This window comes from Tatumella morbirosei (assembly GCF_000757425.2).
Lineage (GTDB): Bacteria > Pseudomonadota > Gammaproteobacteria > Enterobacterales > Enterobacteriaceae > Tatumella > Tatumella morbirosei.
Genome location: NZ_JPKR02000004.1, coordinates 687,040 through 709,169 on the forward strand (window position 1 = coordinate 687,040; position 22,130 = coordinate 709,169).

The following is a 22,130-nucleotide window of genomic DNA, read 5'->3' on the forward strand; positions in this document are numbered from 1 at the left end:
TTGTTGTCTGTTATCCGATACTCCCGGCAGGCGATAGCGACCGGCAGATTATTTCTGGCCAAACATGGCGGGTAAATTATCCTCGCCATACAGATGCAGTGCCCCGACCGCGGCCAGGTACCTGCCTGCTGACAGGCGGCTGAGTTGTTGTTTCCATTCCAGATTACGTTGCCGGATCAGCGTATCATTCAGTGAGCTACTGAACGTTGAGGGTAATATCCCGACCGGTAAATCGCCGCGTGGCGGGCCTTCCACCCACCAGCTAATCATGGTCTGCAACAGCCTGGCATTGGTATGCCAATGTTGTAAAGAGTCGCTGAGCAGTGCCAGTCCGTCATCGGGAAGCTGTGTCAGCAATGCCAGTTGAGTGCTGGCACCTTCCAGTTCGATAACCGGTTTACCCATCGATTTTGCCGCCTGTAACAGCTGATAATCGATACCATACTCCGGGCGCAAACCGAGTCTCTGAGCCTGGCGGCTTTGAAGGATCAGCGCGATTTGCCAGGCAGGCAGATGTTCGATAGTGGCCTGAAGGACCTCATTTTCTGAACAGCGTTTTAGCAGTTCTGTCGTCAGCTCAGGCTCAAAACGCTCAGCCAGCGGTGGGCGTTCATCATCATGGCTTAACGGGGAAGGGTCAGAAAGAATATCGGCTTCAACGATCAGTGCATCAGCGGCCCGTAGTTGCCTGAGCAAGGGGTCTGGCAGCGGGTACATATTGCGGGTACCCATATGAATACTGCCGACCAGATGAATCCGGCTGTTGTTCACCCGCAAATCGACAGCCGGCCAGTGGTAGCTGACCGGCATCATTACCTGCCATAATTTTTGTAGCGATTGCCACAGTGATGCCATTACGGATGTCCTGTATCAATACCTGTAGCTCTATGCTAGTCATTTCCGGCGGGCAGGGATAGCTTATTCTGCTCAGGTAAACGGAATCTTAACAAGCGGTTAGCATTAGACACCACAGTGATAGAGGATAAGGCCATCGCGGCCCCCGCGATCACCGGATTGAGTAACGTTCCAGTCAGCGGATAGAGCACTCCTGCCGCCAGAGGGATACCCAGACAGTTATAGACAAACGCCCCAAACAGATTCTGCTTCATATTACGCAGCGTTGCCACTGAGATCATTAGCGCATCAGTGACGGCCCGTAAATCCTGACGCATCAGAGCCATGGTGGCGGTTTCGATGGCGATATCGCTGCCACCGCTGATAGCAATCCCGGTGTCTGCCTGAGCCAGCGCGGGCGCATCATTGATCCCATCGCCAACCATGGCCACACTGTGCCCCTGTTGCTGAAGCCGTTTTACTACACTGGCTTTATCTGCCGGCAGCACTTCGGCAATCACCTGGCGTATTCCGGCACTGGCCGCCACCACTTCGGCAGTTTGTTTTCTGTCGCCGGTCAGCATCACTACCTGATAACCTTGTTGTTGTAACCGTGCCACAACCTGTGGGGTTTCCGGACGCAGCGGGTCGCTGACCGCCAGCAGTGCAGCCAGTTGGCCATCTATCGCCAGTAAAACCGGTGTGGCGCCTTGCCGGCTGGTGGTTTGCAGACTTTCATCGGCCGCGACTATGTCAACACCGGCATCAGACAGTAGCAACTGATTGCCGAGCAGCAACCGGTGGCCATCGCATTCGGCAGAAAGTCCTTTACCTGCCACCGTTTGCAGATGGCTGACCTCAGGCAGAGCGCTTGCATCGACCCGTGCCAGTATTGCCGTCGCCAGCGGGTGTGATGAATGTTGTTCGACTGCCGCCGCCAGAGTCAGAATTTGCTGTTCGGAAGAGTGATTAAACAGTGTCACGCCGGTCACCGCAGGTCGTCCGGTGGTCAGGGTGCCGGTTTTATCAAACACTATGGTATCCACATTGCTGGCTTGTTGCAGTGCGTCAGCATCTTTCACCAGGATCCCTGCTTCAGCCGCGCGTCCGACCCCCGCAATGATCGACATCGGGGTTGCCAGACCTAAAGCGCAAGGGCAGGCAATGATCAACACGCTGGTGATCACCACCATGCTGTAAGCAAACTGAGGAGCAGGGCCTGCCAGATACCAGATCAGTCCGCTCAGCAGTGCAATAATAATCACCGCAGGGACAAAGATAGCTGAAATCCGGTCGGCGAGCTGTCCGATGCGCGGTTTGCTGCTCTGGGCATTTCTGACCAGCGAGATGATTCGTGCCAGTGCAGTATTTTTACCGGTGGCTGTTGCCCGAAAACTCAGGGTACCGTCAACCACCAGTGTTCCCGCATGCACAGGGTCTGTGGCCGTTTTTTGCTGTGGCCAGGCTTCACCGGTCAGCATGGACTCATCAATGGTTCCTTCTCCTGAATCAATAATACCGTCCACCGGAACTCTGTGACCGGCACGCAGCCGCAGGCGCATTCCGGGTTCAATCTGGCTGACAGGCAGAGAGATATCCCCTTCGTCACGGATCACCGTCGCTTCCTGAGGCGTCAGATCCAGCAGTTTCTCCAGGGCCTGAGAAGAGTGTTGTCTGGCTCGTTGTTCCAGAGCATGGCCCAGATTTATCAGCCCGATAATCATGGCGCTGGCTTCAAAATAGAGATGCCGTGCCGGTAACGGGAAGCTTTCCGGGAACAGTACCACGCTGGCGGAGTAAGCCCAGGCAACGGTGGTCCCCAGGGCAACCAGTGTATCCATGGTTGCTGTGCGGTTGCGTAAACTTTTCCAGGCATTGCGATAAAAATGCCCACCGGCGATGATCATCACCAGCAAAGTGGTCACGCCAATGATTTGCCAGATCAGTTGGTTGTGGGAGGTCAGCATCATATTATGGCTGGTCATTCCCCAGATCATCACCGGGATTCCGACCAGCAGAGCGACCGCCGCCTGCCAGCTGAAACGAATAAAGTTTTGCCGGGCAGATTTCTGTTGCTGTTCCCGGCGTTCGGTTTCGTCAGCCACCAGCATTGCGCCATACCCGGCAGCGGTGACGGCAGCAATCAGTGACTGCGGATCTGCATTGCCGCTGATTAAGGCACTACGATCCGCCAGATTAACCCTGGCCTGGCGGACCTTATCGACCTGGTTTAATGCTTTTTCAACCCGGCTAACGCAACTGGCACAGCTCATACCGTCAATCAGTAACTGTACCGACTGGCTATTATCCTCTGCCGGGTTGGCCGGAATAATGGGGTCCGCTGCCAGCCCGTCCGGCACGGGTGAAGTTGCTGTCAGCGGTTCAGGCTTTGGGTGAACGTTTGCCTGTGGCTGGCTGGCATGATACCCGGCCTGCTCAATGACCGGAATCAGATCCGCTGCCGAGGCGGTACCGGTAACGACAGCCTGTTCCAGGGTGACATCGGCGGACGCGACATCGTCACGCTGTTCCAGAACGTCTTTGACACGTTTAATACAGTGACCACAGGATAGGCCGTCAAGTTGTAAAATCAGGGGGTCAGACATGATTACTATCTCCTTCTGTCGCAGAGTGATTATTCACTGTACCCAAAGTGTAAACCTTCCTGTAAGGTAAAGGTCAACCTAAAAGCAGCAACCCGCAGAGAACTCTGCCGGTTGTCCCTCAGCACGATCTATTCAGTGACGGAGAAGCTTAATGAACATCAGCGATGTAGCCCGCAGGACCGGTTTATCCAGCAAAGCGATTCGTTTTTATGAAGAGAAGGGCATTATGACCCCGCCACAACGCAGTGCTAATGGCTATCGGAGTTACGCCGGGCACCATATTGAAGAGCTGACGCTGTTACGCCAGGCGCGTCAGGTCGGATTCAGCCTGGAAGAATGCCGGGAACTGGTAGGTATGTTTAATGATCCTCATCGTCACAGTGCGGATATCAAAGCCCGCACGTTACGTAAAGTCAGTGATATCGACCGGCAGATGCAGGAACTTCAGGAAATGCGTCAGCGCCTGATGACACTGGCCGACAGTTGCCCTGGGGATGACGGGGCAGAATGCCCGATTATTGATAGCCTGTCAGGAAGCTGCCACCGCAAGTGATGCGGAGGCAGTCATCTTTTTTCAGCCGATAACTTCCCTTTATGGGCAGTACTTCTGAAAAAGGGCCAAAGGCCTTCTGAGCTGTAGGTGACAGGTTCGGGTTTGGATGTAATTCATCCCGGGTCAATATTATCCGGCCATTCCCGACCCCTGAATTCGGGTGAGTAGAAAATTCTACTGATGAACAGAGCGGTCGTCCGGGGGGATTACCCGGCAGAGGGCGGGTCAATGATTTATGGAAAAAATTCATGCAGAATCTTTTCTTCATCCGAATTGAAGACTAAAAAATCACTCTCATTGAACTGGTTTTTGTTGATGAGCTGTTGTTTAACAGTGCTAAATTTTTTGGTGTCGGTAAAGAACAGCGCAGTGACATAATCTGAATCCATCAAATGCTGTTGTTCGGAAAGGCGTACCACCTCCTGGTAGCAACCAATCTCTTTATCTCCTAATCTTTGTGTCAACATACATCGTGTCAGTAAACAGGTGCGGTTTGGTTTTTTTTACAGAGAGTGTTAAGAAATTCAATGCCTTCTTTATAGTGTTTTTCGCCTATAAGGCTATTGGTGTACATTAACAGAATGTCGGTGTTTTCAGGGTATCGTTTACGAATTGAATTAATTTTTGAAAGGATCTCGTTACTTTGCGCAGAGTTCGCCATCACTAATTTTTCGACCAGAACGGCGACTTCGGCGACAGGACTGCGTTCTGTTGAAAGAGACCCGGAACAGGCATTTTTATAGCTGAAAAGAAGAAAAAGAATGGCTATTGCTCTGCAGGGTAGTGATGTCATTTTGATATTACTCCTGCCTGAATTTATTCAGAGAGATATAATGCGTTGCTTTCCCGGGGAATGGCACCAGTGAGCCCGCATACTCTGTATTTAAAACGTACCCGCTGACTATTTTCAAAGCTGGCTGAATTTTTTCTCTCACTTGAAGAGTAAACCTGGCTCCCCCAATAAGAATTTCATCCGGTGTGAGCGCAAAAGAGCTTCCCCGGGGATCTAAAATATGTTTTTTACTATCAATATTATTTTCGACAGTACACCAGGGTTTAATCACGCCCGATCCATAAGCTCTGGCTGCATTACATAACATCGATGCGAAAAGAAATAATTCTTTCCCTTCTTTTACATCGTGTTCAGTGATATTCAGAAGCAGAGTATAAGAGGCATGTAAAGCACCGACCCCTTCAAGGGCCAGGTAACCTAACGTCGAAAACCTGAACGATTTTGTTAGCATTTTTATCTTCCCTGATAAAATCAATAACACTCCTTTCCCGGAACAGTATCCTCTGAAAAATGCCCGACCCCGGGGTTTTGAAACTATGATATGACGCTAATCGTGTAAATAGGAATCTTTCAGTGACGTGAATTACTTTCAATATCTTAATATGTTTTATCGCTGAGGGGGGATAGAATATCTGAACTGGTGCGGATTCCAGAATTTGGTGATTTTTGACAGTCTGTCAGGAAGCTGCCACCGCAGAGAGTAATGCGGTGGCAACGCGGAGATTAATAGAGCAGGGAATATAACTGACGGCGATATTTTCCGGCCAGCGCATCACCGGTTCCCAGTGCGGCCAGAATTTCCTGGAAGGTTTTGCGCAGTTCGCCACCCCCGGCAGCCAGATCGGTTTTCAGAAAACCGAACAGCAGTTCCAGTGCTTCTTCGTTACGCCCCACCTGATGGAACTGAACCGCCAGTTTAGCGGCAATTTCGGTATTGGTAGGATCCGCGTCCAGCTCCGTCTGCAGTTGCTGGATTTCCGGGGTATCCGCCGCCTGACGCAGCAGATCGATCTGCGCCAGTAAGCTTTGATAGCGGGTATCCCTATCCTGCAATGGCACGTGTTTCAACACTTCTTCTGCTTCATCACTGCGGTTCAGCTGCAACAACGTCTCAGCCAGCAGGAACCCGGTTTCGCTGGCATGCTGGCTGAGTTGCCATGCATCTTTCAGCAAAGGCAAGGCTTCCAGAGGTTTCTCTTCATCCAGTAAGGCCTGAGCCTGCTGAACTTTGATTTCGTCTTCACGCGGCAAAACTTTTTCCAGTAGTGTGCGGATGGCTTCTTCCGGTTGTGGTCCCTGGAAGCCATCCACCGGCTGACCGTCTTTAAACAGATAGACTGTCGGGATAGCCCGTAAGCCGAACTGTGAGGCCACCATCTGCTGTTCATCGCAGTCCAGTTTAGCCAGCAGGAATTGTCCGCGATACTCTGCAGCCAGTTTCTCCAGTACCGGGGTCAGTTCCTGGCAGTGCTGGCTGCGGGCTGACCAGAAGTAGAACAGCACCGGCACCTGCATCGATTGCTCAAGGACCTGCTGCAGATTGGATTCATTAACATCAATAATCGGGGCTTGCGGTGACATAAGCTGTGTTCCTTGGTCTGAAAAATTAACCGTTATCTGTCAGATATGGGGACTGGCCGCCTGAGTTCAAGCGGCTATTTTTTCGGTGCTGAATGACTGCTTAAAATTCGATCCAGTAATATGCCTGGTAACAGACGGCGCGCTACAGACATCACGTGTGCGACCACCGTGACCGGATAGCGTTGACGTGGATAGCGGCTTTCCAGCGCATGACGCAATTTCGGTAAAATTGCCTGTGGTGGCAGGGTAAAACGGGCGGCGATACCAGGATTGGTCACCGGACTCTCTGATTCACCCTGCACGACATTGCCGGTAAACTCCGTCGAAATGGGGCCCGGCTCAATCAGACTGACCCGGATACCGCTGTGTTGCAGTTCCATACGCAAAGCATCGGACCAGGCTTCCAGCGCATATTTACTGGCGGCATAGGCGCCGCGCCCCGGGGTAGAAATCAGGCCCATCACGGAACTGGTATTCACTATTCTGGCGTTTCCACTGGCCTGTAAACACGGAAGCAACAACATCGTCAGCTGATGAACGGCGAAAAAATTGGCGGAAAACTGTTGTTCCAGCTGCTGGCGGGAGAGGGCAGACAGGGGGCCATAAACCCCGAAACCGGCATTATTAAACAGTGCATAGAGTTTGCCGCCGCTCAGCTCCGTGACCTGTCGGGCGGCTGCTTCCACGCTCTGAGGGTCATCCAGGTCGAGCAAAATACCCGTGTAACCGAGTTGTTCCATCCGGCTGACATCCTCCGGTTTGCGGCAGGCGGCAAAAACCCGGTAGCCGCGCATTAACAGGTCACTGGCAGCGACCGCACCAATACCACTGGAACATCCGGTGATTAAGATATTTTTTTGCATAAATATACACGCTACTGGCGGAAGGAAGGCGTAAAACGCATTACAAGGTATGCCCGAGTATTACACAGAAACCGGTGGCAGCACCAATGGCTGGCCGGGAATTAGCGCCAAAAACAGAGAGACTGCACAGGAAAACCGGGTTTCCTGTGCAGAGAGAGATTAGAGTTTTTCGCTGGCCCAGTCGATAGCCGCGGCATATTCTTCCGGCAGCTGTGGAACCAGGGCCCGCAGATTCTCTTTAAGCCGGAGTGTATCACTGTCGGTCAGATTGAGGTGACCCAGTTTACGGCCAGGGCGCACTTCTTTTTCGTACCAGTGCAGGTGCACCAGAGATTGTTCCAGCCATTGCAGATTCAGGGCGCAGCCGATGATATTCACCATGACCGATGGGGCGAAAACCACTGGCTGAGGTAAGGCTAAACCAAGGATAGCCCGCAGATGTAGTTCAAACTGACTGACCGAGGCACCATTTTGCGTCCAGTGACCACTGTTATGCACTCTGGGTGCCAGCTCATTAATCAGCAGTCCCTGTGGAGTGACAAAACACTCCATAGCAATGACACCGACATAATCGAGTTCCTGCATTATCGCGGTAAGCATCGATTCCGCCTGACGTTGCTGGTCAGCATCCGGCTGCGGCAGCGCCACGCTGGTCAGTAAAATACCGTTATGATGCAGATTATGGGTCAGGGGGTAGAACACGGTTGTGCCGTCACGACCACGGGCACCCACCAGCGAAACCTCGCCGGAAAAATTAATTCCCTGCTCGACAATGCACTCACCGTAGCACTCTTCCGGTAGCGTCAGGCAGTCAGGCTGACGCAGATGCCACTGGCCGCGTCCGTCATAGCCGCCGGTGCGACGCTTGACGATAGCCAGTTCACCCAGTCGGGCAAAGACCTCCGGCCACTCGCTGGCCTCGCTCAGCAATTGCCAGGGGGCGGTGGCTAGCCCCAGTTGATCAAGCAGCTGTTTCTGAGTCAGACGATCGGCCAGACGTGGAAAAATATCGCGGTTCACAAACGCCGGGTGGCTTGCCAGCTCGCGGGTCAGCGCGGTTTCCGGCCAGCGTTCAATTTCTGCAGTGATCACGCTCTGACGAATCGGCAGCGCTTCCGGTTCAGCATCGGTGCCGACCGGATAAACGGCGATCCCCAGTGGTTCGCCGGCCTGGCGCAACATCCGTCCCAGTTGTCCGTTACCGAGTACGCAAACTGACTTCATGCTTCCTCCCGTGGGTCTGGGTTTTCCAGAACTGCATCGCTCTGTGCTGTCCGCCAGGCGCTGAGACGGCTCGCCAGTGCAGGATCGTTAACGGCCAGAATCTGGGCGGCCAGCAGTGCCGCATTCGCTGCTCCGGCTTTACCAATGGCCAGCGTTCCGACCGGAATACCGCGTGGCATCTGTACAATCGAATAAAGGCTGTCGACTCCGCTCAGTGCGGCGCTTTGCACCGGAACACCCAGCACCGGCACTAAGGTTTTCGCCGCCAGCATACCTGGCAGATGTGCAGCACCGCCGGCACCGGCGATAATCACATGAAAGCCCTGTTGTTGGGCATTTTCAGCAAAACTGAACAGTTTGTCCGGGGTGCGGTGGGCTGAAACCACTTCCACATGATGGGCAAGATTCAGTTCGTTAAGGATTTCTGCAGCATACTGCATCGTAGCCCAGTCACTTTTAGAACCCATAATAATAGCGATACGGGCCGGGGCAGTATTCGACGACATGCGGTCAACTCCTGTGAGCAATTAAAGAACCTGTGCGGTACAGGCTATACACATTGAGAAGGGCGTGAGAATAGCATGAGACAGCGCGAAGGAAAACGGTTGCGTACCCACACAACCGGACATTTCACGTGAAACTTACCAGGGAAAAGCGTGAAGGGAGACACCACTGTCATCCAGGACTATCATCGAGCCCTGTCGGTGCCATGCGCCGAGTACCGCACGTTGTGCCGGCTGGTGACTGACTGTCAGGCTGTGGATTTCCGGGCGATGGGTATGGCCATGAATCAGTAACGAAGCGTGATAGCGTTGCATTGCCTGTTCTACTGCCTGTGGATTGACATCCATGATTTCCATGCTTTTTGACTGGTTCGCCTTGCTACTGTCATTACGCATTCTGGCGGCAATTTTCTGGCGGACAAACAAGGGTAACATCAGGAATAGCCGTTGCAGCCAGGGCTGGTGGACTTTTTGGCGAAAACGCTGGTATCCCTCATCGTCGGTACACAGGGTATCGCCATGCATAATCAGTACCCGACGGCCATAAAGTTCCAGTAGCTGCTCTTCCGGCAGTAACTGCATTCCACAGCGTCTGGCATAGGCCTGGCCCAGCAGGAAATCGCGGTTACCGTGAATAAAGAACACAGGGACGGTTAACGCCCTCAGGGCTTCAGCGACCTGCTGATGCAGCGGGTTCGGATCATCATCACCAATCCAGCTCTCAAACAGGTCGCCAAGAATATACAGCGCTTCACAGTCTGTGGCTTCGCGTTGTAAAAAACGCAGAAAACCGGCCGTTATTGCCGGTTCTTCCTGACACAGATGCAAATCTGCTATAAACAGCGTTCGCGGCATTACTCGCTGACGGTCACTTTCTGGATAACAACGTCATCTTTTGGCACATCCTGATGCATACCACTGCGGCCGGTAGAGACGGCTTTGATTTTCTCAACCACGTCCATACCTTCAACCACTTCAGCAAATACACAGTAACCCCAGCCCTGCAGGCTTTCGTCACGGAAGTTCAGGAAGTCGTTGTCGGCAACGTTGATGAAAAACTGTGCAGTGGCAGAGTGTGGCGCAGAGGTACGGGCCATTGCCAGGGTACCGCGGGTGTTTTTCAGACCGTTATTCGCTTCGTTACGGATTTCAGCTTTGGTCGATTTTTGTTTCATACCAGGCTCAAAACCACCGCCCTGGATCATAAAACCGTTAATAACGCGATGGAAAATAGTGTTGTCGTAAAAACCTTCGCGGCAGTACTCCAGGAAGTTTTGCACGGTAGTCGGGGCTTTATCGTCAAATGTTTTAATAACGATATCACCAAAATTCGTCTGGAAAGTGACCATAATTTCATCCTGTCATGGTTATTGTCGGTATTTAACTCTTCCTGATTACAGGGAAGGGCAATCGCAGAGGCTCCTTATATCATAAAATTCAGGGTTACGGCAGTATGGCGAAAACTGATGATGCCGGATGGCTTGCTTTACGTCGCAGTCACGTGAAAAATACGGCACAATAACCACAGTTATCGCACACGTTTAAACGGAAGAGTTAAATGCTAAAAATTTATAACACTCAGAGCAGACAAAAAGAGGAATTCAAACCTATTCATGCCGGCCAGGTCGGTATGTACGTGTGCGGTATTACCGTTTATGACCTGTGCCATATTGGTCACGGCAGGACTTTTGTAGCTTTTGACGTGGTTTCACGCTATTTACGCTATCTGGGCTACCAGCTGAAATATGTCAGAAATATCACCGATATTGACGATAAAATCATTAAACGTGCCAACGAAAATGGTGAGACTATCGAAGTGCTGACCAACCGGATGATCGGTGAGATGCATAGCGATTTTGATGCACTGGGTATTCTGCCGCCGGACGTGGAACCGCGTGCCACCCGACATATCGGTGAGATTATCGAACTGGTAGAAAAACTGCTGCAGCGTGGTCATGCCTATGTGGCTGACAACGGTGACGTCATGTTTGATGTGTTGAGTGACAGTCACTACGGTGAACTCTCCCGTCAGGATCTGGAACAGTTACAGGCCGGGGCACGGGTCGAAGTCGCCGATGTGAAGAAAAATCCAATGGATTTTGTACTGTGGAAAATGTCCAAAGCCGATGAACCCAGCTGGCCTTCTCCCTGGGGGGCGGGACGCCCTGGCTGGCATATTGAGTGTTCGGCGATGAACTGCAGCCAGCTGGGAGCGCATTTTGACATTCACGGCGGTGGATCTGACCTGATGTTCCCGCATCATGAAAACGAAATTGCTCAGTCGACCTGTGCGCATGGCGGTGAGTATGTAAATTACTGGATGCATTCCGGAATGGTGATGATTGACCGTGAAAAAATGTCCAAATCACTGGGCAACTTTTTTACGGTACGTGATGTTCTTAAGCATTATGATGCCGAAACCGTTCGCTACTTCCTGATGTCCGGTCATTACCGTAGTCAGCTGAATTATAGTGAAGATAATCTCAAGCAGGCCCGTGCGGCACTGGAGCGTCTGTACACTGCATTGCGGAACACTCATCCTCAGGCAGAGGCTGCCGAAGGGGCTGAGTTTGAGCAACGTTTCCGGGACGCCATGAATGATGACTTTAATACCCCGGAAGCTTATTCCGTGCTGTTTGATATGGGACGTGAAGTCAACCGGCTGAAAACCGAAGACGCTGCCGCTGCCGATGCGTTGGCCGCCAAACTACGCCAGCTTGCTAAAGTGCTGGGTATTCTGCAACAGGACCCTGAACTGTTCCTGCAAAGTTCTGCCGTCAGTAATGACGAAGAAGTGGCGGAGATTGAGGCGCTGATCAAAATGCGTAAAGACGCCCGTGAGAGTAAAAACTGGGCGCAGGCAGATATCGCACGCGATAAGCTGAATGAGCTGGGGATTATTCTGGAAGATGGTCCGCAGGGAACCAGCTGGCGCCGTAAGTAATTTCTGGCAATAAAAAGAGAAGGGCGGCGGGTTTTCCGATCGCCCTTTTTTAATCAGTTACGCAATAACCGAAATCGACTGACCGGCAAAACTCACGGTCTGACCGCTGACAATCTTGCAGCGTTTACGGGTTTCAACCTGGCCGTTAACCGTGACCAGGCCGTCAGCGATAAAGGCTTTTGCCTGAGCACCGCTTTCGGCCCAGCCTTCCAGTTTCAGCAGATCGCACAGTTCAACGTGTGGGAATTTACCCAGTGAAAAAGTCGCCATTATGCATTTTCTCCGTCGTGGTACTCTTCACATGCCTGCAAAGTATTCTGAATTAAAGTCGCTACGGTCATCGGGCCTACGCCGCCCGGCACCGGGGTAATCCATGAGGCGCGTTGTGCCGCAGCTTCAAATTCGACATCACCCACCACACGGCCATCGGCCAGGCGGTTAATCCCGACATCAATCACCACCGCACCCGGTTTAATCCACTCGCCAGGAATAAAGTTGGCTTTACCTACCGCCACCACCAGCAGGTCGGCGTTTTCTACATGCTGACGCAGATTACGGGTGAAACGATGGGTTACGGTGGTAGTGCAGCCGGCCAGCAGCAATTCCAGGCTCATTGGACGGCCCACAATATTAGACGCTCCGATAACCACAGCATTGGCGCCAAAGGTTTCGATATTATAGCGTTCCAGCAGGGTCATAATGCCGCGTGGGGTGCAGGGGCGTAGCAACGGGGCACGCTGGCAAAGACGTCCCACATTATACGGGTGGAAGCCATCGACATCTTTGTCGGCCGCAATCCGTTCCAACACTTTGATATTATCGATTCCTTCCGGCAGAGGTAACTGCACCAGAATGCCGTCGATATCATTATCGCTATTCAACTTATCGATCAGTGCCAGCAATTCCTGCTCGCTGGTGGTGGCCGGTAAATCATAGGAACGCGATACAAAGCCCACTTCTTCACAGGCTTTACGTTTACTGCCGACATAAATTTGTGATGCCGGGTTTTCTCCGACTAGTACTACCGCCAGACCAGGGGCGCGTTTACCCGCTGCAAGACGCTGTTTAACTTTTTCCGCAACTTCCAGACGAACCTGCTGCGCAATCGTTTTACCATCAATAATCTGTGCTGACATCAGAGAAAAAATCCACGGAGTTAGAATCATAAGGTGAAGGCACCTATTTTGTCAGAAGCGGCGCACGCTGTCAGGCAAAGAATCACTGCCAGTTGCCTAAACCTTCAGCAACAGAACGGAAAGTCGCGTAAAAACATTGACTCAGTGACCGGTGACCGTATAATTCGTCGGAAATCAGGGCGCCCTTAGCTCAGTTGGATAGAGCACCGGCCTTCTAAGCCGTAGGTCATAGGTTCGAATCCTATAGGGCGCACCATTTAATTTCAGTGAGTTACGCAATTCTTAGTCCAGCCTGATTTTCTCCTTGTGTCGTATTTGTGTCGTTACCTTCCAAAATGCTGTCAATTTGTCGGGCGTGACCGGTAAGATGGTTAGGTGCCAGGTGTGCATATCTGCGAACCATTTCTATTGATTCCCACCCTCCCATTTCCTGCAAAGCCGTTAACGGAACGCCGGACTGTATCAGCCAGCTTGCCCAGGTATGCCGGAGGTCGTGAAAGCGGAAATCTTCAATTCCTGAGCGTTTTAGTGCCAGACGCCATGATGTGTTATCATCACGCCGCATCTTTCTGACGGCCGCAGTTCTGGTTCCGTCTGGCCTGATAGCTGGTTTGGTATGAACAAACACCCACCGCGAGTGTTTCCCGATCTGCTCCTTCAGTATTTTGCATGCTGTATCGTTCAGTGCCACGCCAATAGCCTTGCCTGCTTTGGCGTTTTCTGGATTTATCCAGGCAACCTTCCTTTGCATATCAACCTGTGTCCATTCAAGGTCAACGATATTTGACCTTCTCAGACCTGTGGACAGCGCAAACACGATAACCGGACGAATACTGTCGGGCGCGCAGTCAATCAGCCTTTTAGCCTCATCCTTTGTTAGCCAGCGAATCCTTTTGCTGACCGGCTTCTTTGTTTTGATGACCGGCGCGGTTTTAATCCAGCCCCATTCATTAGCTGCGGCCCGAAGCAGGGACCGCATAAATGAAAGGTAGTGGCTTTTTGTGCCCATACTGACCGGCTTGTCTGTAAACTCAGGAACTGGTTTCCCTTCCCTTAATGCTGAGTCCCTCCGGATTTCCCATTTCCTTCGGTGGTTTCGGTTCACCATCTTACTGACAACCTTTTGCACTTCCTCGCCGGTGATTGTGGATATGTCACGGCCAGAAAAATGCCTTACAAAAAACTCCATTTTAATCCGGTCATCATCAAGGCTGCGCTTATGTTCTTTCTCATCCAGCCACCGCATGCAGGCGTCTTCAAATGAGCGTGTCGGTAAATCCCCAAGCTCATCGACCCGCCATGCCTCTGCTTTCATTTTATCGTGAAGCTCTAATGCCTGTTTCTTGTCCGAAGTGCCAAGCGATCTCCTAATTCTTTTGCCTGACGGGGTAAAGAAATGACAGTGCCATACTCCGCCCCTGAGGGTGATTGACATGATAACTCTCCTTTATCAACACCCATGCTCGCCGGGCGATCATCTTCTGAACACTTCAGATAGTCAATAATTACGGATTCGAGGATGATGTACTTTCCTTTATTCCCCGCCGTTCGTCTGGCTGGAATGCATCCTCTTTTAATCATCCCTGAAAGCGTCCTGGTGCTGACGTTTAGCTCTTGTGCAGCCTTAGCCAATGAAAAAACGCTGTCAGTCTTCAATGAGTGCTCCTTTACCCAACCCGCAGGCACGACAAAACGCCGGTGACCGGTGCGGGAATAGGGTGGTGTGGTTTTAGTAGGTGAGGTTAGTGGCGTTTAAACTTCGCGGCGCGTTCGTGCTTTTCTGCATCTTCGCGGCAGTAGCTGTCACAGTAGTGGCCTTTGTCTATAGTGGCGTCACAGTTGAGACACTTGCCGGTGAATGGCTTCGGCAATGGCCGGTTAGCCATCGCTACCAGTAACTGCTGATGCTCAAGTTCTGATGCTTGGTCGAGTGGGTCTGCGTGGGTCATACTGTAACTCCTTCAAACGCCGCTTCACACTGCTGGCCGATTTCATTAATCCGTTCCTGAATGGCTACCATGCTATCGATATCTTACGTCCTGATATCACGCACTATCAGAGAGTTGATAAGCCAGGATAGTTTCGGATAGTATCCCACGACAGTCAGCGTTTACTGCCCGGCATTCTTACCTTCTTTTACGACCTTCTTTTCATTAAGAACGAACTGGTTCTGGTCGCCGGTGATGACGTATTTCCCATCGATTTCAATCTTCATAGTGGTTTCCTTTAGGCAATAAAAAACCCGCCTGGGCGGGTTTGGTTTTTAACGGTTTCTACTTGTGCTTAAGTTGCTCTAGTACAGATTGCATACGGATAATCTGTATATCTAGCTCTAGAATCTTTTCCTGAGAATACTCTTCCGGAAATAGCCAATATTTAGCCTTTTCAAGACAGTTTTGAGCCAAATCCTTATCTAAAGATGAAACCTTTGAGGATGCGGCGAACCAAAGGGTGTAGAGTTGATTCTCCTTTTCGGTATCTTTAGGCGCGCCTTTCCTTAATTCATGCGTATAGAGTACTGTTTGTGAAACAGCAGGGGTGAGCGCCTCAATTGCTGCAATCTTTAATTTATGATTAGCATTACGCCACTCTAGGAGTCGACCAATAACAAACTTGAGCACGTCCATTATTTCCCTTCCTCCTTCGCATAAACCGGGTCGGTGCCTTTCGGCAGTTTCATAGCCTCCTGACGGTACATTGCTAACCTTTCCCTGAAATACTCTCGCAGTGCTTCCGGCTGCTGTTCTTCCACCTGCACAGCCACAACCGGCATATTCATACGCTCTTTGTAAGCAACGCCTGATGCTGCCAGATCGACATTAATTTTCTCGCGTTCTTCTTCTGGCCTGGACGAAATGTTGAATGACATAGATATTCCTCCTGAGAGGATATTACATCGTTCTTTCGACTTCGCCACACAATAACTCAGCCGTTGGCCGCCGCGTATGCAGTCGGTCGATTGTCAGTTGGCATTGTGTTTCGGTGGGGTATATATGTTCAGTGAGGGGAGTTGCCTGGTTACCGGAGATAATGAGGATGACGTATCCGGCGAGTATCATCGCCACCACCATTCGATGCAAAGATGCCCGAGCCAAATAGAGCGCATTGGACCATCATGCCAGAACGAAAAGTAACGCCATTTTGATTTTTTCTGCCATGAAATCGACAGCCACCAACCGCCGTGACGTCCGGGAATCGGTATTTTCATCATTCCCCCAGGCCGTTGAGGCGGTTGATTACAGACAGAGAGAAATTCCATATTCTGATATCGTGTGGCGATGCCTGGTACTTGTATTCGTCGATTAAATCCTGCACAGATGGCAACTTAATCACCGGCACTGGTGGGGCGGTGTAAAGTGGAACAACACGATACCCATCCGGCAAGTCTGTTTCGCCGTCATTCAATGCACAAACTTCGTCAGAAACACTAGATCCGTCATCATCAACACAGCATTCTGAGAAGTGTGCTTTACCATCTGGGTCGGATATTCCGTACATGAATATCTCAGCCGTCAGGGACGCAAGGGCGATTTCTAATGCCTGATGCGTCATCTCCTCAAGGTCGAATTTATCAGGGTATGCAGGTTCATTGCCTTTCATTGATTCAAATGCAGCGCCGATAAACTCAATCAGCGCCTGCCGCCTTTCTTCGGTTATTGGTTTCACTCTTTCACCCCTTGAATGTGTCGCAGTGGCAATTCTTAGCTTTTCGGCCACTACCGCATGGGCATTTTTGGTTTCGTAATTCTCCGGGAATCTTTTTGACCATAGCTGCCTTACGAATGTTTTCTCGGTCAATTTCTCGCATAACCTTAGCCAAATCGCGCATCACTCAACCTCCCCGGCGCGAATTTTAGCAGCGATAATTTCCATAGCATCAGTTGCAGCGACAATGCCATCACCTTCACTTTCACCCCATGAGTGAGCCGATATTAATTCATTCGACTTGTCAACACCCCGCGCCATCCACTCCCGGCGCTCTGCAAGAGACAACCTGTCGTGACGATACAGCGGGATTACACGCCGTGGATCGGCGTCTTTGCTGACTGGTTCAGAGGAAAACATTTCGCAGAAGCCATACGACTTCAAATCCCGTAGTTCTTCCTCATCTGTCCATGCAACCGGCTGACTCTCTGCCGCTTCGCCATCCATAGCAGCCAGCATCTCATTCATCGCCACCACGCCCAGAGCAAACATGTCGTGTTGCTCTTTGTCGTGTACCGAGTCGTAATCCTGCTGCCAGACTTCAAAGGATTTCCGGAGGTCCAGAATCTGTTCTCTTGTTAATTTCTTCATCACTCAGACTCCCACTTGATGCCGGCAGCGGTTAGCATTTCCAAAATCGCCGTCTTGTTAAACCAGTGCCCTGCGTCATCTGAGACCATCACTGCGTGACCCATTTGAACAACCCCCATGTATAGCGCTGGCAACTTCACCGTCACGTCATCGCTCTCACCACCCAGCGGCGGCAAATCAGGAGTCGTTACGCCAAACATAGCAGCCAGCGCGCGATAATTCTGTTCACTGTGGTAGTGACCCTTGCAGCGGACCAATTTTTCGGCCGCGGCACGGATGGCTTCCAGTTCGGCAATCCGTGCCTGAGCTTTCTCCAGTGCTGCATCAGATTCGGATAGTTGCAGCCTCTGCCGGGTAACCTCATCGAACAGTTCACATGCTATGCGGCTCTGTTCAGATTTATCGTGAAGCGCGGTTTCCAGCGAATCGGTCAGCGCGAGGATGTTATCCGGGCCATCGGTTAGTCTGTTAAACTCTTCGCATTCGGCATAGCAGACAGAAACAGACATATGACCAGATGCATATTCTTCTGTTGCTGTTTTGGCTCTTACTGCCGCCGCTTTAATCCTCTGCACCAGTTCTGAGATATCAGTCATCATTCATCCTCCACACGCTTAAACTCAATCACCCAGACCCATGGGTTAGCCTGCCAGCTATCAACGCCGTAGATGGATTCCCACAGCTCAGCAAAGTTATCGTATGGGGTTTGGCAATCGCCGCCGCTATCAGGATCTGAATAAGTTGGACGCCAGCCTGTAAGTTCCATCCCCTCGGCCTGAGCATCTTCTTGACTGATACTGTTCAACCGCTCGACACGAACGCCGGTTATTTCCAGCGTGATACGTGAAGCCCATCTGGGCATGTGAATTGATGGCGTCCAATCCCCTTCAAAGTCGAAACCATCCGGAGAAGTCCAAAGCCCGTAGTTATTTGGCTTCTGTATTGCGCTGGCCCTGTAAATGCGCTGTGCATCTTCTCTGATGCACAGGTTTCCTTTCGCGTCAACAGGATTCCCGTCTTCATTACCAATGCATGAGAATGTCTCTCGCACCCAAAGGCGATCACCAGGCTTACCAAATTTGCTATTGAGGTAGTTACCGGCCGCAATCTCTCCGGCCAGTTCATTCCCTGACAGTTCGCAGCCTATGTCACGGTCAGTAAATGGAAATTTAACCGGTATGCGGTGTTGCGTTTTCCGGCCAGCAAGGACCGACCGAACCTGTTCAGCGTTTAAGATGATAGGGCGCTCAGTCATGCAGCACGCTCCATTTCAGATAGGCCAACACGAACAGCATTCACGATGCGGTCAAGGTACTGATATTTATGATTCGGTACAGAGGGCCACTTTGCGTACCATGGGTCATCACCCAGCAGGTCAGGAAGCTTGTCACCTATTCGACAGTCACAACAGCTAACCTTAACGTCCTCAGCATTTTCTGCCTCGAACCACATTTCTCGGGCTTCACTGGCTTCAATATCTTTACCTTTGCGTAATTTAATTATTTCTGACTTAACAAACATCAGATTGGCATCATTGTCGTCATCGACTGTTCTTCTCAGGTCAGGGTCGAAATATCCGATTAAGTATTCATTGCTTACTCGCTTGATGAACTCCTGTACTGAATCACCGCCCATTGCGAACCAGGCCCCAGTCCACGCCTTCCCATAGCATGTAATAGTGATGCGGCCTTTCCCTGGCTCATAGTTTTCAATCATCACTCGGATAGGGTCCAATCGCTCCGCGCCGGAAATAGTGAATGCGAGTAAATCTATTTTTTCGACAGCAATGCCTGTTGATAGTGTTTCCACTTTGTTCCTCTCCAACAGATAACCCTCCCTGGTTATAGGAGAGGGTGAATAGGGGGTTAATTAGTCGCCGAAGCCGCCGCGTCCTGATGTGTTGGCTGTCGGGAATGTTGCCTGCTGCTGTCCTTGCTCCTGCCAGTATCGCTGCCATGCTTCTGCGTTCTGCTGCTGCTTCCTTTCTGTTATCCATTCCGGCTCCGGCGGTCGAACAGACGTTTCCATATGCCTGATTCGTTGCTCCGTCCGTGGCATCATCTGATTCAGTCGTGGGTGTGACTCTCCGTTTTTAGCCGCGCTGAGTGCTTCCATGCACCCCATAACAATCCTTTGGTTACGTAGCCATTCTCCGCGCTCACGCTCTGTCATCCGGATGATTCGGTTAGCTTCATAATTACGCTCCCATCCGTTCAGATGTGACAAAGCCGCCGACTCTTCCGGTGACAGTTTCATGATGTGGCCTTATTTGTTTAGGGTGGGGAGGTGGCTTTTATGCGAACGGGTCGAAATTGTCGTCGAACCCTGAGTTGCTATAGCTGGACTGGTTGTTGTTGCCGGACGGTTTTTTACGCTCGTCTTTGTCCTTCAGGCCCGCAGCCATTTTTTCTACAGCTTCAGCGGTCTTACCTTCCGATTTTTCCAGCAATGTCTGATGTGTCTGTGCGATGAATGGCATTCGAATCTCCAGCCCGTAAGTGTCAGAGCCGTCATTTTTGCTGCGGAGTAACTTTTGCAGCACCAGGCCAACACGCTTCCCTGCAAACTCTGGCGCAACAAACTGACCGGCCGCTTTCATCTGGTTGGTTAATTGCTTCACGCCGGCACAGCCCATAATTGCATGAATCATGTTCACGCCAAATGTGTTATCGGTTCCGTCTTTTTTGGTCACCCAGACGCTGAGATACTGGACCTTGCGGCCGTCATCAGTTTCACCAGAAAACTCAATTGACCGCGCCTGGCTGCTGGCATCAGATGATGACTTTAAAGCTGCTTCAGTGATGGTAATGACATAGGCGCCACTCTCGTTAATAAAACCGCCCTGACCGGCGGTTAGGGCTGCTTCCTGGTTGTATGTGAAGATTACGTTTGTCATGCTGCTGATTCCTTAATGTCGTGAACGTTAGTTATTCCCCAGTAGTCGCAGATGGTTCTGTCTACGAAAGCCAGGTCGTTATCAATTTCGTTGGCATCGAACATGCCCATTGGGGATTTAACTGTATCGGCCCCGTTGTTTTTGGTGGTAAATAAGAACTGATCATCCCGGGTGAGAGTGCGAAGAACTACAGTAAACATCCCTTCTACTGTGATTTTTTCATCGAGCATCCTGCCGATGGTTTTCATTTTGACGCGTCCCATTTGCGTCTCTTCCGTGTGGGCCATGAAGTAAACCCGGAGGTCATCAGGCGCGTCCTGCGCTGCTTTAATGATGTCCCAGGCATGGCGGCCAATCTCCGTGAATTTATCGAATGACTTTTCGTCTGAGCGCCGCATAAACTCATTGCTCATGACATACTGGAAGTCGTCGATAATGACGATACGCTTTCCAAAATGCGGGGCGGCATTGATGATTTTCACGATGTTCTCAGACTTATCGGTCGCCAATACTGTCCCTGTCTTTTTTTCATTGTTCCACTTAAGCCAGTCCTTTGACTTAAACGGTAATGGCTTGCCGACTGGCTTTACCAGGAGGGTTATTTCCGGATCAATGTTTCTCATGCTGGTTGATTTACCGGTGCCAGACTCACCGAGAATTAGCGTTGCCGTTCCCATATTTCCCCCTTAAAACGGACATGGACCGATAAAATATTTTTGTTTCAGCTTTTCACAGTGGGCGAGAAGAAGCTCATTCCTCATCAGCTCTCGGTCTCCAGCCTTTCGATGCATCAGCGCCTTAGCTACATGTGAAATCTCTGCCAGTTTGCTGACTTCCATTTCAACTTCGGGTGTCATGCTTCTCATTTCGACCTCCAGAAATCCCTGACCATTTTCATGTACCCGGTAACGGTATTGGGATAGAAATGAACCGACCCGCTGAACGCGATAACCAGCTCTGAACCTTGGATGATGTATTTCATGCGAAAGCCTCCCAGCCCGGACGTGCGGCATCGTTAACAAAGCGTTTGATTCTGTCGAGTTGTGTCTGAAACAATGATTTAGCAGCGCCAATGACGCCGCCGATGACGTGGGTCATTAGCGTTACCTCGTTTGGTTTATGGGTCATATAACCGCCCACTCAGTGAATGGACGCTGATATGAGGGCGTAAAAAAGCAGCTCAGTGGCTGCTTATGATTTCGTATGTCTGAATTTTCTTATCTGTGTACTGACCATAGTGAGACCAATATTTAAGCTCGGCATCTGGAGCAGGCTCAATCAGTTCACAAAGAGGAGTGAATGATCCATCTGCCTTATGAGCCTCGCTCTGAAAGAATCCTAGGCAGTAGTGAAACTCTTCGAGTTTGAAATCACGCACCTCAATTAATCGGCCGAACATATAGCGCGGCACACGAACTAAATCTCCAACCTTTGGCTTATTCACCTTTCTCTCTCCCATAAAAAAGCCCTCCACGAATGAAGGGCAATCACTAAATATTTAATCAGAACAGGTCTTCCACTCCTGTTCAGGGCAGTATTACCCACATAGCCCACTCTTTAATGAGCTATAGGGGGTTACTGGTTGCGGGCTCTCAGCATTGCGTCAGCAATTTCATAAGCATTTCTTGCTAGCCATTCTGCTGACGATGAATGCATGACATCAATCATCGAGGAGTTAGCCGCTAAGCCATTCATTGCTTTGGCTGCCAGATAATCGCGCAATGACATTCCTTCTTGGCCAAGTCTCTCGAATCCTCTCTCATGTCCGTTTGCTTGATAGTCTTCACGCGGAAATGCTGGGCCGCCTGTTTCTTTACTCACAATCACCTCCCCATAATCCACAGAACAGCTACCACTGCTGACCAGAACGCTATAATCATCAAATCAGTAATCAGCCACAC

At 50.9% G+C, this 22,130-nt stretch carries 30 protein-coding genes, 1 tRNA gene and 1 pseudogene; 3 read left to right on the forward strand and 29 right to left on the reverse strand.

Features of this window, described 5'->3' with window-relative positions:
- Positions 1-48 precede the first annotated feature (48 nt).
- Together HA49_RS14480 and HA49_RS14485 are read right to left on the reverse strand one after the other, a co-directional pair.
- Positions 49-855: a TraB/GumN family protein gene (locus tag HA49_RS14480; RefSeq protein WP_038018783.1), complete on the reverse strand. Its 807-nt coding sequence runs from the start codon at positions 853-855 to the stop codon at positions 49-51.
- A 35-nt stretch (positions 856-890) separates the two neighbouring features.
- Positions 891-3,440, reverse strand: coding sequence for a copper-translocating P-type ATPase (locus HA49_RS14485; protein ID WP_046791844.1), 2,550 nt, complete (start codon positions 3,438-3,440; stop codon positions 891-893).
- A 151-nt stretch (positions 3,441-3,591) separates the two neighbouring features.
- Between HA49_RS14485 and cueR the strand changes: the two genes are divergently transcribed.
- The gene (gene cueR, locus HA49_RS14490) at positions 3,592-3,993 is read left to right on the forward strand and encodes a Cu(I)-responsive transcriptional regulator (RefSeq protein WP_038018785.1); all 402 of its coding nucleotides are present in this window, start codon (positions 3,592-3,594) and stop codon (positions 3,991-3,993) included.
- Positions 3,994-4,226: 233 nt separating this feature from the next.
- Here the strand turns inward: cueR and HA49_RS21465 are convergent, their stop codons facing one another.
- The 9 genes from HA49_RS21465 to ppiB form a co-directional block, all read right to left on the reverse strand.
- Positions 4,227-4,460, reverse strand: coding sequence for a hypothetical protein (locus tag HA49_RS21465; protein ID WP_156994661.1), 234 nt, complete (start codon positions 4,458-4,460; stop codon positions 4,227-4,229).
- Positions 4,461-4,468: 8 nt separating this feature from the next.
- Positions 4,469-4,786: a hypothetical protein gene (locus HA49_RS21280; protein WP_052752516.1), complete on the reverse strand. Its 318-nt coding sequence runs from the start codon at positions 4,784-4,786 to the stop codon at positions 4,469-4,471.
- Between the two features lie 7 nt (positions 4,787-4,793).
- Positions 4,794-5,267: a hypothetical protein gene (locus HA49_RS14500; RefSeq protein WP_245610206.1), complete on the reverse strand. Its 474-nt coding sequence runs from the start codon at positions 5,265-5,267 to the stop codon at positions 4,794-4,796.
- Positions 5,268-5,509: 242 nt separating this feature from the next.
- Entirely contained in the window at positions 5,510-6,367 is an 858-nt protein-coding gene (locus tag HA49_RS14505) for a co-chaperone YbbN (RefSeq protein ID WP_038018790.1), read from the reverse strand.
- Positions 6,368-6,441: 74 nt separating this feature from the next.
- Complete coding sequence (locus tag HA49_RS14510) at positions 6,442-7,230, reverse strand: SDR family oxidoreductase (protein ID WP_038018794.1); 789 nt, start codon at positions 7,228-7,230, stop codon at positions 6,442-6,444.
- Between the two features lie 159 nt (positions 7,231-7,389).
- Positions 7,390-8,454: a 5-(carboxyamino)imidazole ribonucleotide synthase gene (gene purK, locus HA49_RS14515; RefSeq protein WP_038018797.1), complete on the reverse strand. Its 1,065-nt coding sequence runs from the start codon at positions 8,452-8,454 to the stop codon at positions 7,390-7,392.
- Entirely contained in the window at positions 8,451-8,960 is a 510-nt protein-coding gene (gene purE / locus HA49_RS14520; RefSeq protein WP_038018799.1) for a 5-(carboxyamino)imidazole ribonucleotide mutase, read from the reverse strand. Before purE ends, purK begins: the two co-directional genes overlap by 4 nt.
- Positions 8,961-9,095: 135 nt before the next feature.
- On the reverse strand, positions 9,096-9,812 hold the full coding sequence (lpxH, locus tag HA49_RS14525) for a UDP-2,3-diacylglucosamine diphosphatase (RefSeq protein ID WP_038018801.1): 717 nt from the start codon (positions 9,810-9,812) through the stop codon (positions 9,096-9,098).
- Positions 9,812-10,306: a peptidylprolyl isomerase B gene (ppiB, locus tag HA49_RS14530; protein WP_038018804.1), complete on the reverse strand. Its 495-nt coding sequence runs from the start codon at positions 10,304-10,306 to the stop codon at positions 9,812-9,814. Before ppiB ends, lpxH begins: the two co-directional genes overlap by 1 nt.
- Before the next feature lie 209 nt (positions 10,307-10,515).
- Between ppiB and cysS the strand changes: the two genes are divergently transcribed.
- Positions 10,516-11,901, forward strand: a complete 1,386-nt coding sequence (gene cysS, locus HA49_RS14535; protein ID WP_038018806.1) for a cysteine--tRNA ligase — start codon at positions 10,516-10,518, stop codon at positions 11,899-11,901.
- 57 nt (positions 11,902-11,958) lie between these two features.
- On the opposite strand, the gene ybcJ is transcribed toward cysS, so the two are convergent.
- Positions 11,959-12,171: a ribosome-associated protein YbcJ gene (gene ybcJ / locus HA49_RS14540; protein WP_038018807.1), complete on the reverse strand. Its 213-nt coding sequence runs from the start codon at positions 12,169-12,171 to the stop codon at positions 11,959-11,961.
- The gene (folD, locus tag HA49_RS14545) at positions 12,171-13,037 is read right to left on the reverse strand and encodes a bifunctional methylenetetrahydrofolate dehydrogenase/methenyltetrahydrofolate cyclohydrolase FolD (protein WP_038019462.1); all 867 of its coding nucleotides are present in this window, start codon (positions 13,035-13,037) and stop codon (positions 12,171-12,173) included. Before folD ends, ybcJ begins: the two co-directional genes overlap by 1 nt.
- 179 nt (positions 13,038-13,216) lie before the next feature.
- Here folD and HA49_RS14550 point away from each other — a divergent pair.
- Positions 13,217-13,293: transfer RNA gene (locus tag HA49_RS14550), tRNA-Arg, on the forward strand.
- Between the two features lie 15 nt (positions 13,294-13,308).
- On the opposite strand, the gene HA49_RS14555 is transcribed toward HA49_RS14550, so the two are convergent.
- The 16 genes and pseudogenes from HA49_RS14555 to HA49_RS14630 form a co-directional block, all read right to left on the reverse strand.
- Positions 13,309-14,472 carry a tyrosine-type recombinase/integrase gene (locus tag HA49_RS14555; protein ID WP_038018810.1) on the reverse strand — a complete coding sequence of 388 codons (1,164 nt, stop codon included), beginning with the start codon at positions 14,470-14,472 and terminating at the stop codon, positions 13,309-13,311.
- A 307-nt stretch (positions 14,473-14,779) separates the two neighbouring features.
- On the reverse strand, positions 14,780-14,986 hold the full coding sequence (locus tag HA49_RS14560) for a hypothetical protein (protein ID WP_038018813.1): 207 nt from the start codon (positions 14,984-14,986) through the stop codon (positions 14,780-14,782).
- Positions 14,987-15,310: 324 nt separating this feature from the next.
- Positions 15,311-15,664 (reverse strand): hypothetical protein, encoded by a 354-nt coding sequence (locus tag HA49_RS14570; protein WP_038018816.1) that lies wholly within the window; start codon positions 15,662-15,664, stop codon positions 15,311-15,313.
- Positions 15,664-15,906, reverse strand: a complete 243-nt coding sequence (locus tag HA49_RS14575) for a DNA polymerase III subunit theta (RefSeq protein ID WP_038018819.1) — start codon at positions 15,904-15,906, stop codon at positions 15,664-15,666. The genes HA49_RS14570 and HA49_RS14575 overlap by 1 nt, the downstream gene beginning before the upstream one ends.
- A gap of 338 nt (positions 15,907-16,244) precedes the next feature.
- Complete coding sequence (locus HA49_RS14580; RefSeq protein ID WP_072055942.1) at positions 16,245-16,703, reverse strand: hypothetical protein; 459 nt, start codon at positions 16,701-16,703, stop codon at positions 16,245-16,247.
- 4 nt (positions 16,704-16,707) lie between these two features.
- Positions 16,708-16,866 carry an SEC-C metal-binding domain-containing protein gene (locus tag HA49_RS22075; RefSeq protein WP_084706432.1) on the reverse strand — a complete coding sequence of 53 codons (159 nt, stop codon included), beginning with the start codon at positions 16,864-16,866 and terminating at the stop codon, positions 16,708-16,710.
- A complete protein-coding gene (locus tag HA49_RS21850) occupies positions 16,866-17,333 on the reverse strand; it encodes a hypothetical protein (protein WP_038018825.1) in 468 nt (155 codons plus the stop codon). The genes HA49_RS22075 and HA49_RS21850 overlap by 1 nt, the downstream gene beginning before the upstream one ends.
- A 155-nt stretch (positions 17,334-17,488) precedes the next feature.
- Positions 17,489-17,629 (reverse strand): annotated as a pseudogene (locus HA49_RS22080) (ead/Ea22-like family protein); the annotation flags it as partial.
- A gap of 299 nt (positions 17,630-17,928) precedes the next feature.
- Positions 17,929-18,588 carry an ASCH domain-containing protein gene (locus HA49_RS14595; protein WP_038018830.1) on the reverse strand — a complete coding sequence of 220 codons (660 nt, stop codon included), beginning with the start codon at positions 18,586-18,588 and terminating at the stop codon, positions 17,929-17,931.
- On the reverse strand, positions 18,585-19,121 hold the full coding sequence (locus HA49_RS14600; protein ID WP_038019465.1) for a phiTE_072 family protein: 537 nt from the start codon (positions 19,119-19,121) through the stop codon (positions 18,585-18,587). Before HA49_RS14600 ends, HA49_RS14595 begins: the two co-directional genes overlap by 4 nt.
- Before the next feature lie 81 nt (positions 19,122-19,202).
- On the reverse strand, positions 19,203-19,589 hold the full coding sequence (locus HA49_RS14605) for a hypothetical protein (RefSeq protein WP_038018833.1): 387 nt from the start codon (positions 19,587-19,589) through the stop codon (positions 19,203-19,205).
- Between the two features lie 37 nt (positions 19,590-19,626).
- A complete protein-coding gene (locus tag HA49_RS14610; RefSeq protein WP_038018836.1) occupies positions 19,627-20,229 on the reverse strand; it encodes a hypothetical protein in 603 nt (200 codons plus the stop codon).
- Positions 20,226-20,906, reverse strand: coding sequence for an ATP-binding protein (locus tag HA49_RS14615; RefSeq protein WP_038018839.1), 681 nt, complete (start codon positions 20,904-20,906; stop codon positions 20,226-20,228). Before HA49_RS14615 ends, HA49_RS14610 begins: the two co-directional genes overlap by 4 nt.
- 9 nt (positions 20,907-20,915) lie before the next feature.
- Positions 20,916-21,095 (reverse strand): hypothetical protein, encoded by a 180-nt coding sequence (locus HA49_RS14620; protein WP_038018841.1) that lies wholly within the window; start codon positions 21,093-21,095, stop codon positions 20,916-20,918.
- Positions 21,096-21,409: 314 nt separating this feature from the next.
- A complete protein-coding gene (locus HA49_RS14625) occupies positions 21,410-21,673 on the reverse strand; it encodes a hypothetical protein (protein WP_156994663.1) in 264 nt (87 codons plus the stop codon).
- A gap of 131 nt (positions 21,674-21,804) precedes the next feature.
- On the reverse strand, positions 21,805-22,050 hold the full coding sequence (locus tag HA49_RS14630; protein ID WP_156994664.1) for a hypothetical protein: 246 nt from the start codon (positions 22,048-22,050) through the stop codon (positions 21,805-21,807).
- Positions 22,051-22,130 lie beyond the last annotated feature (80 nt).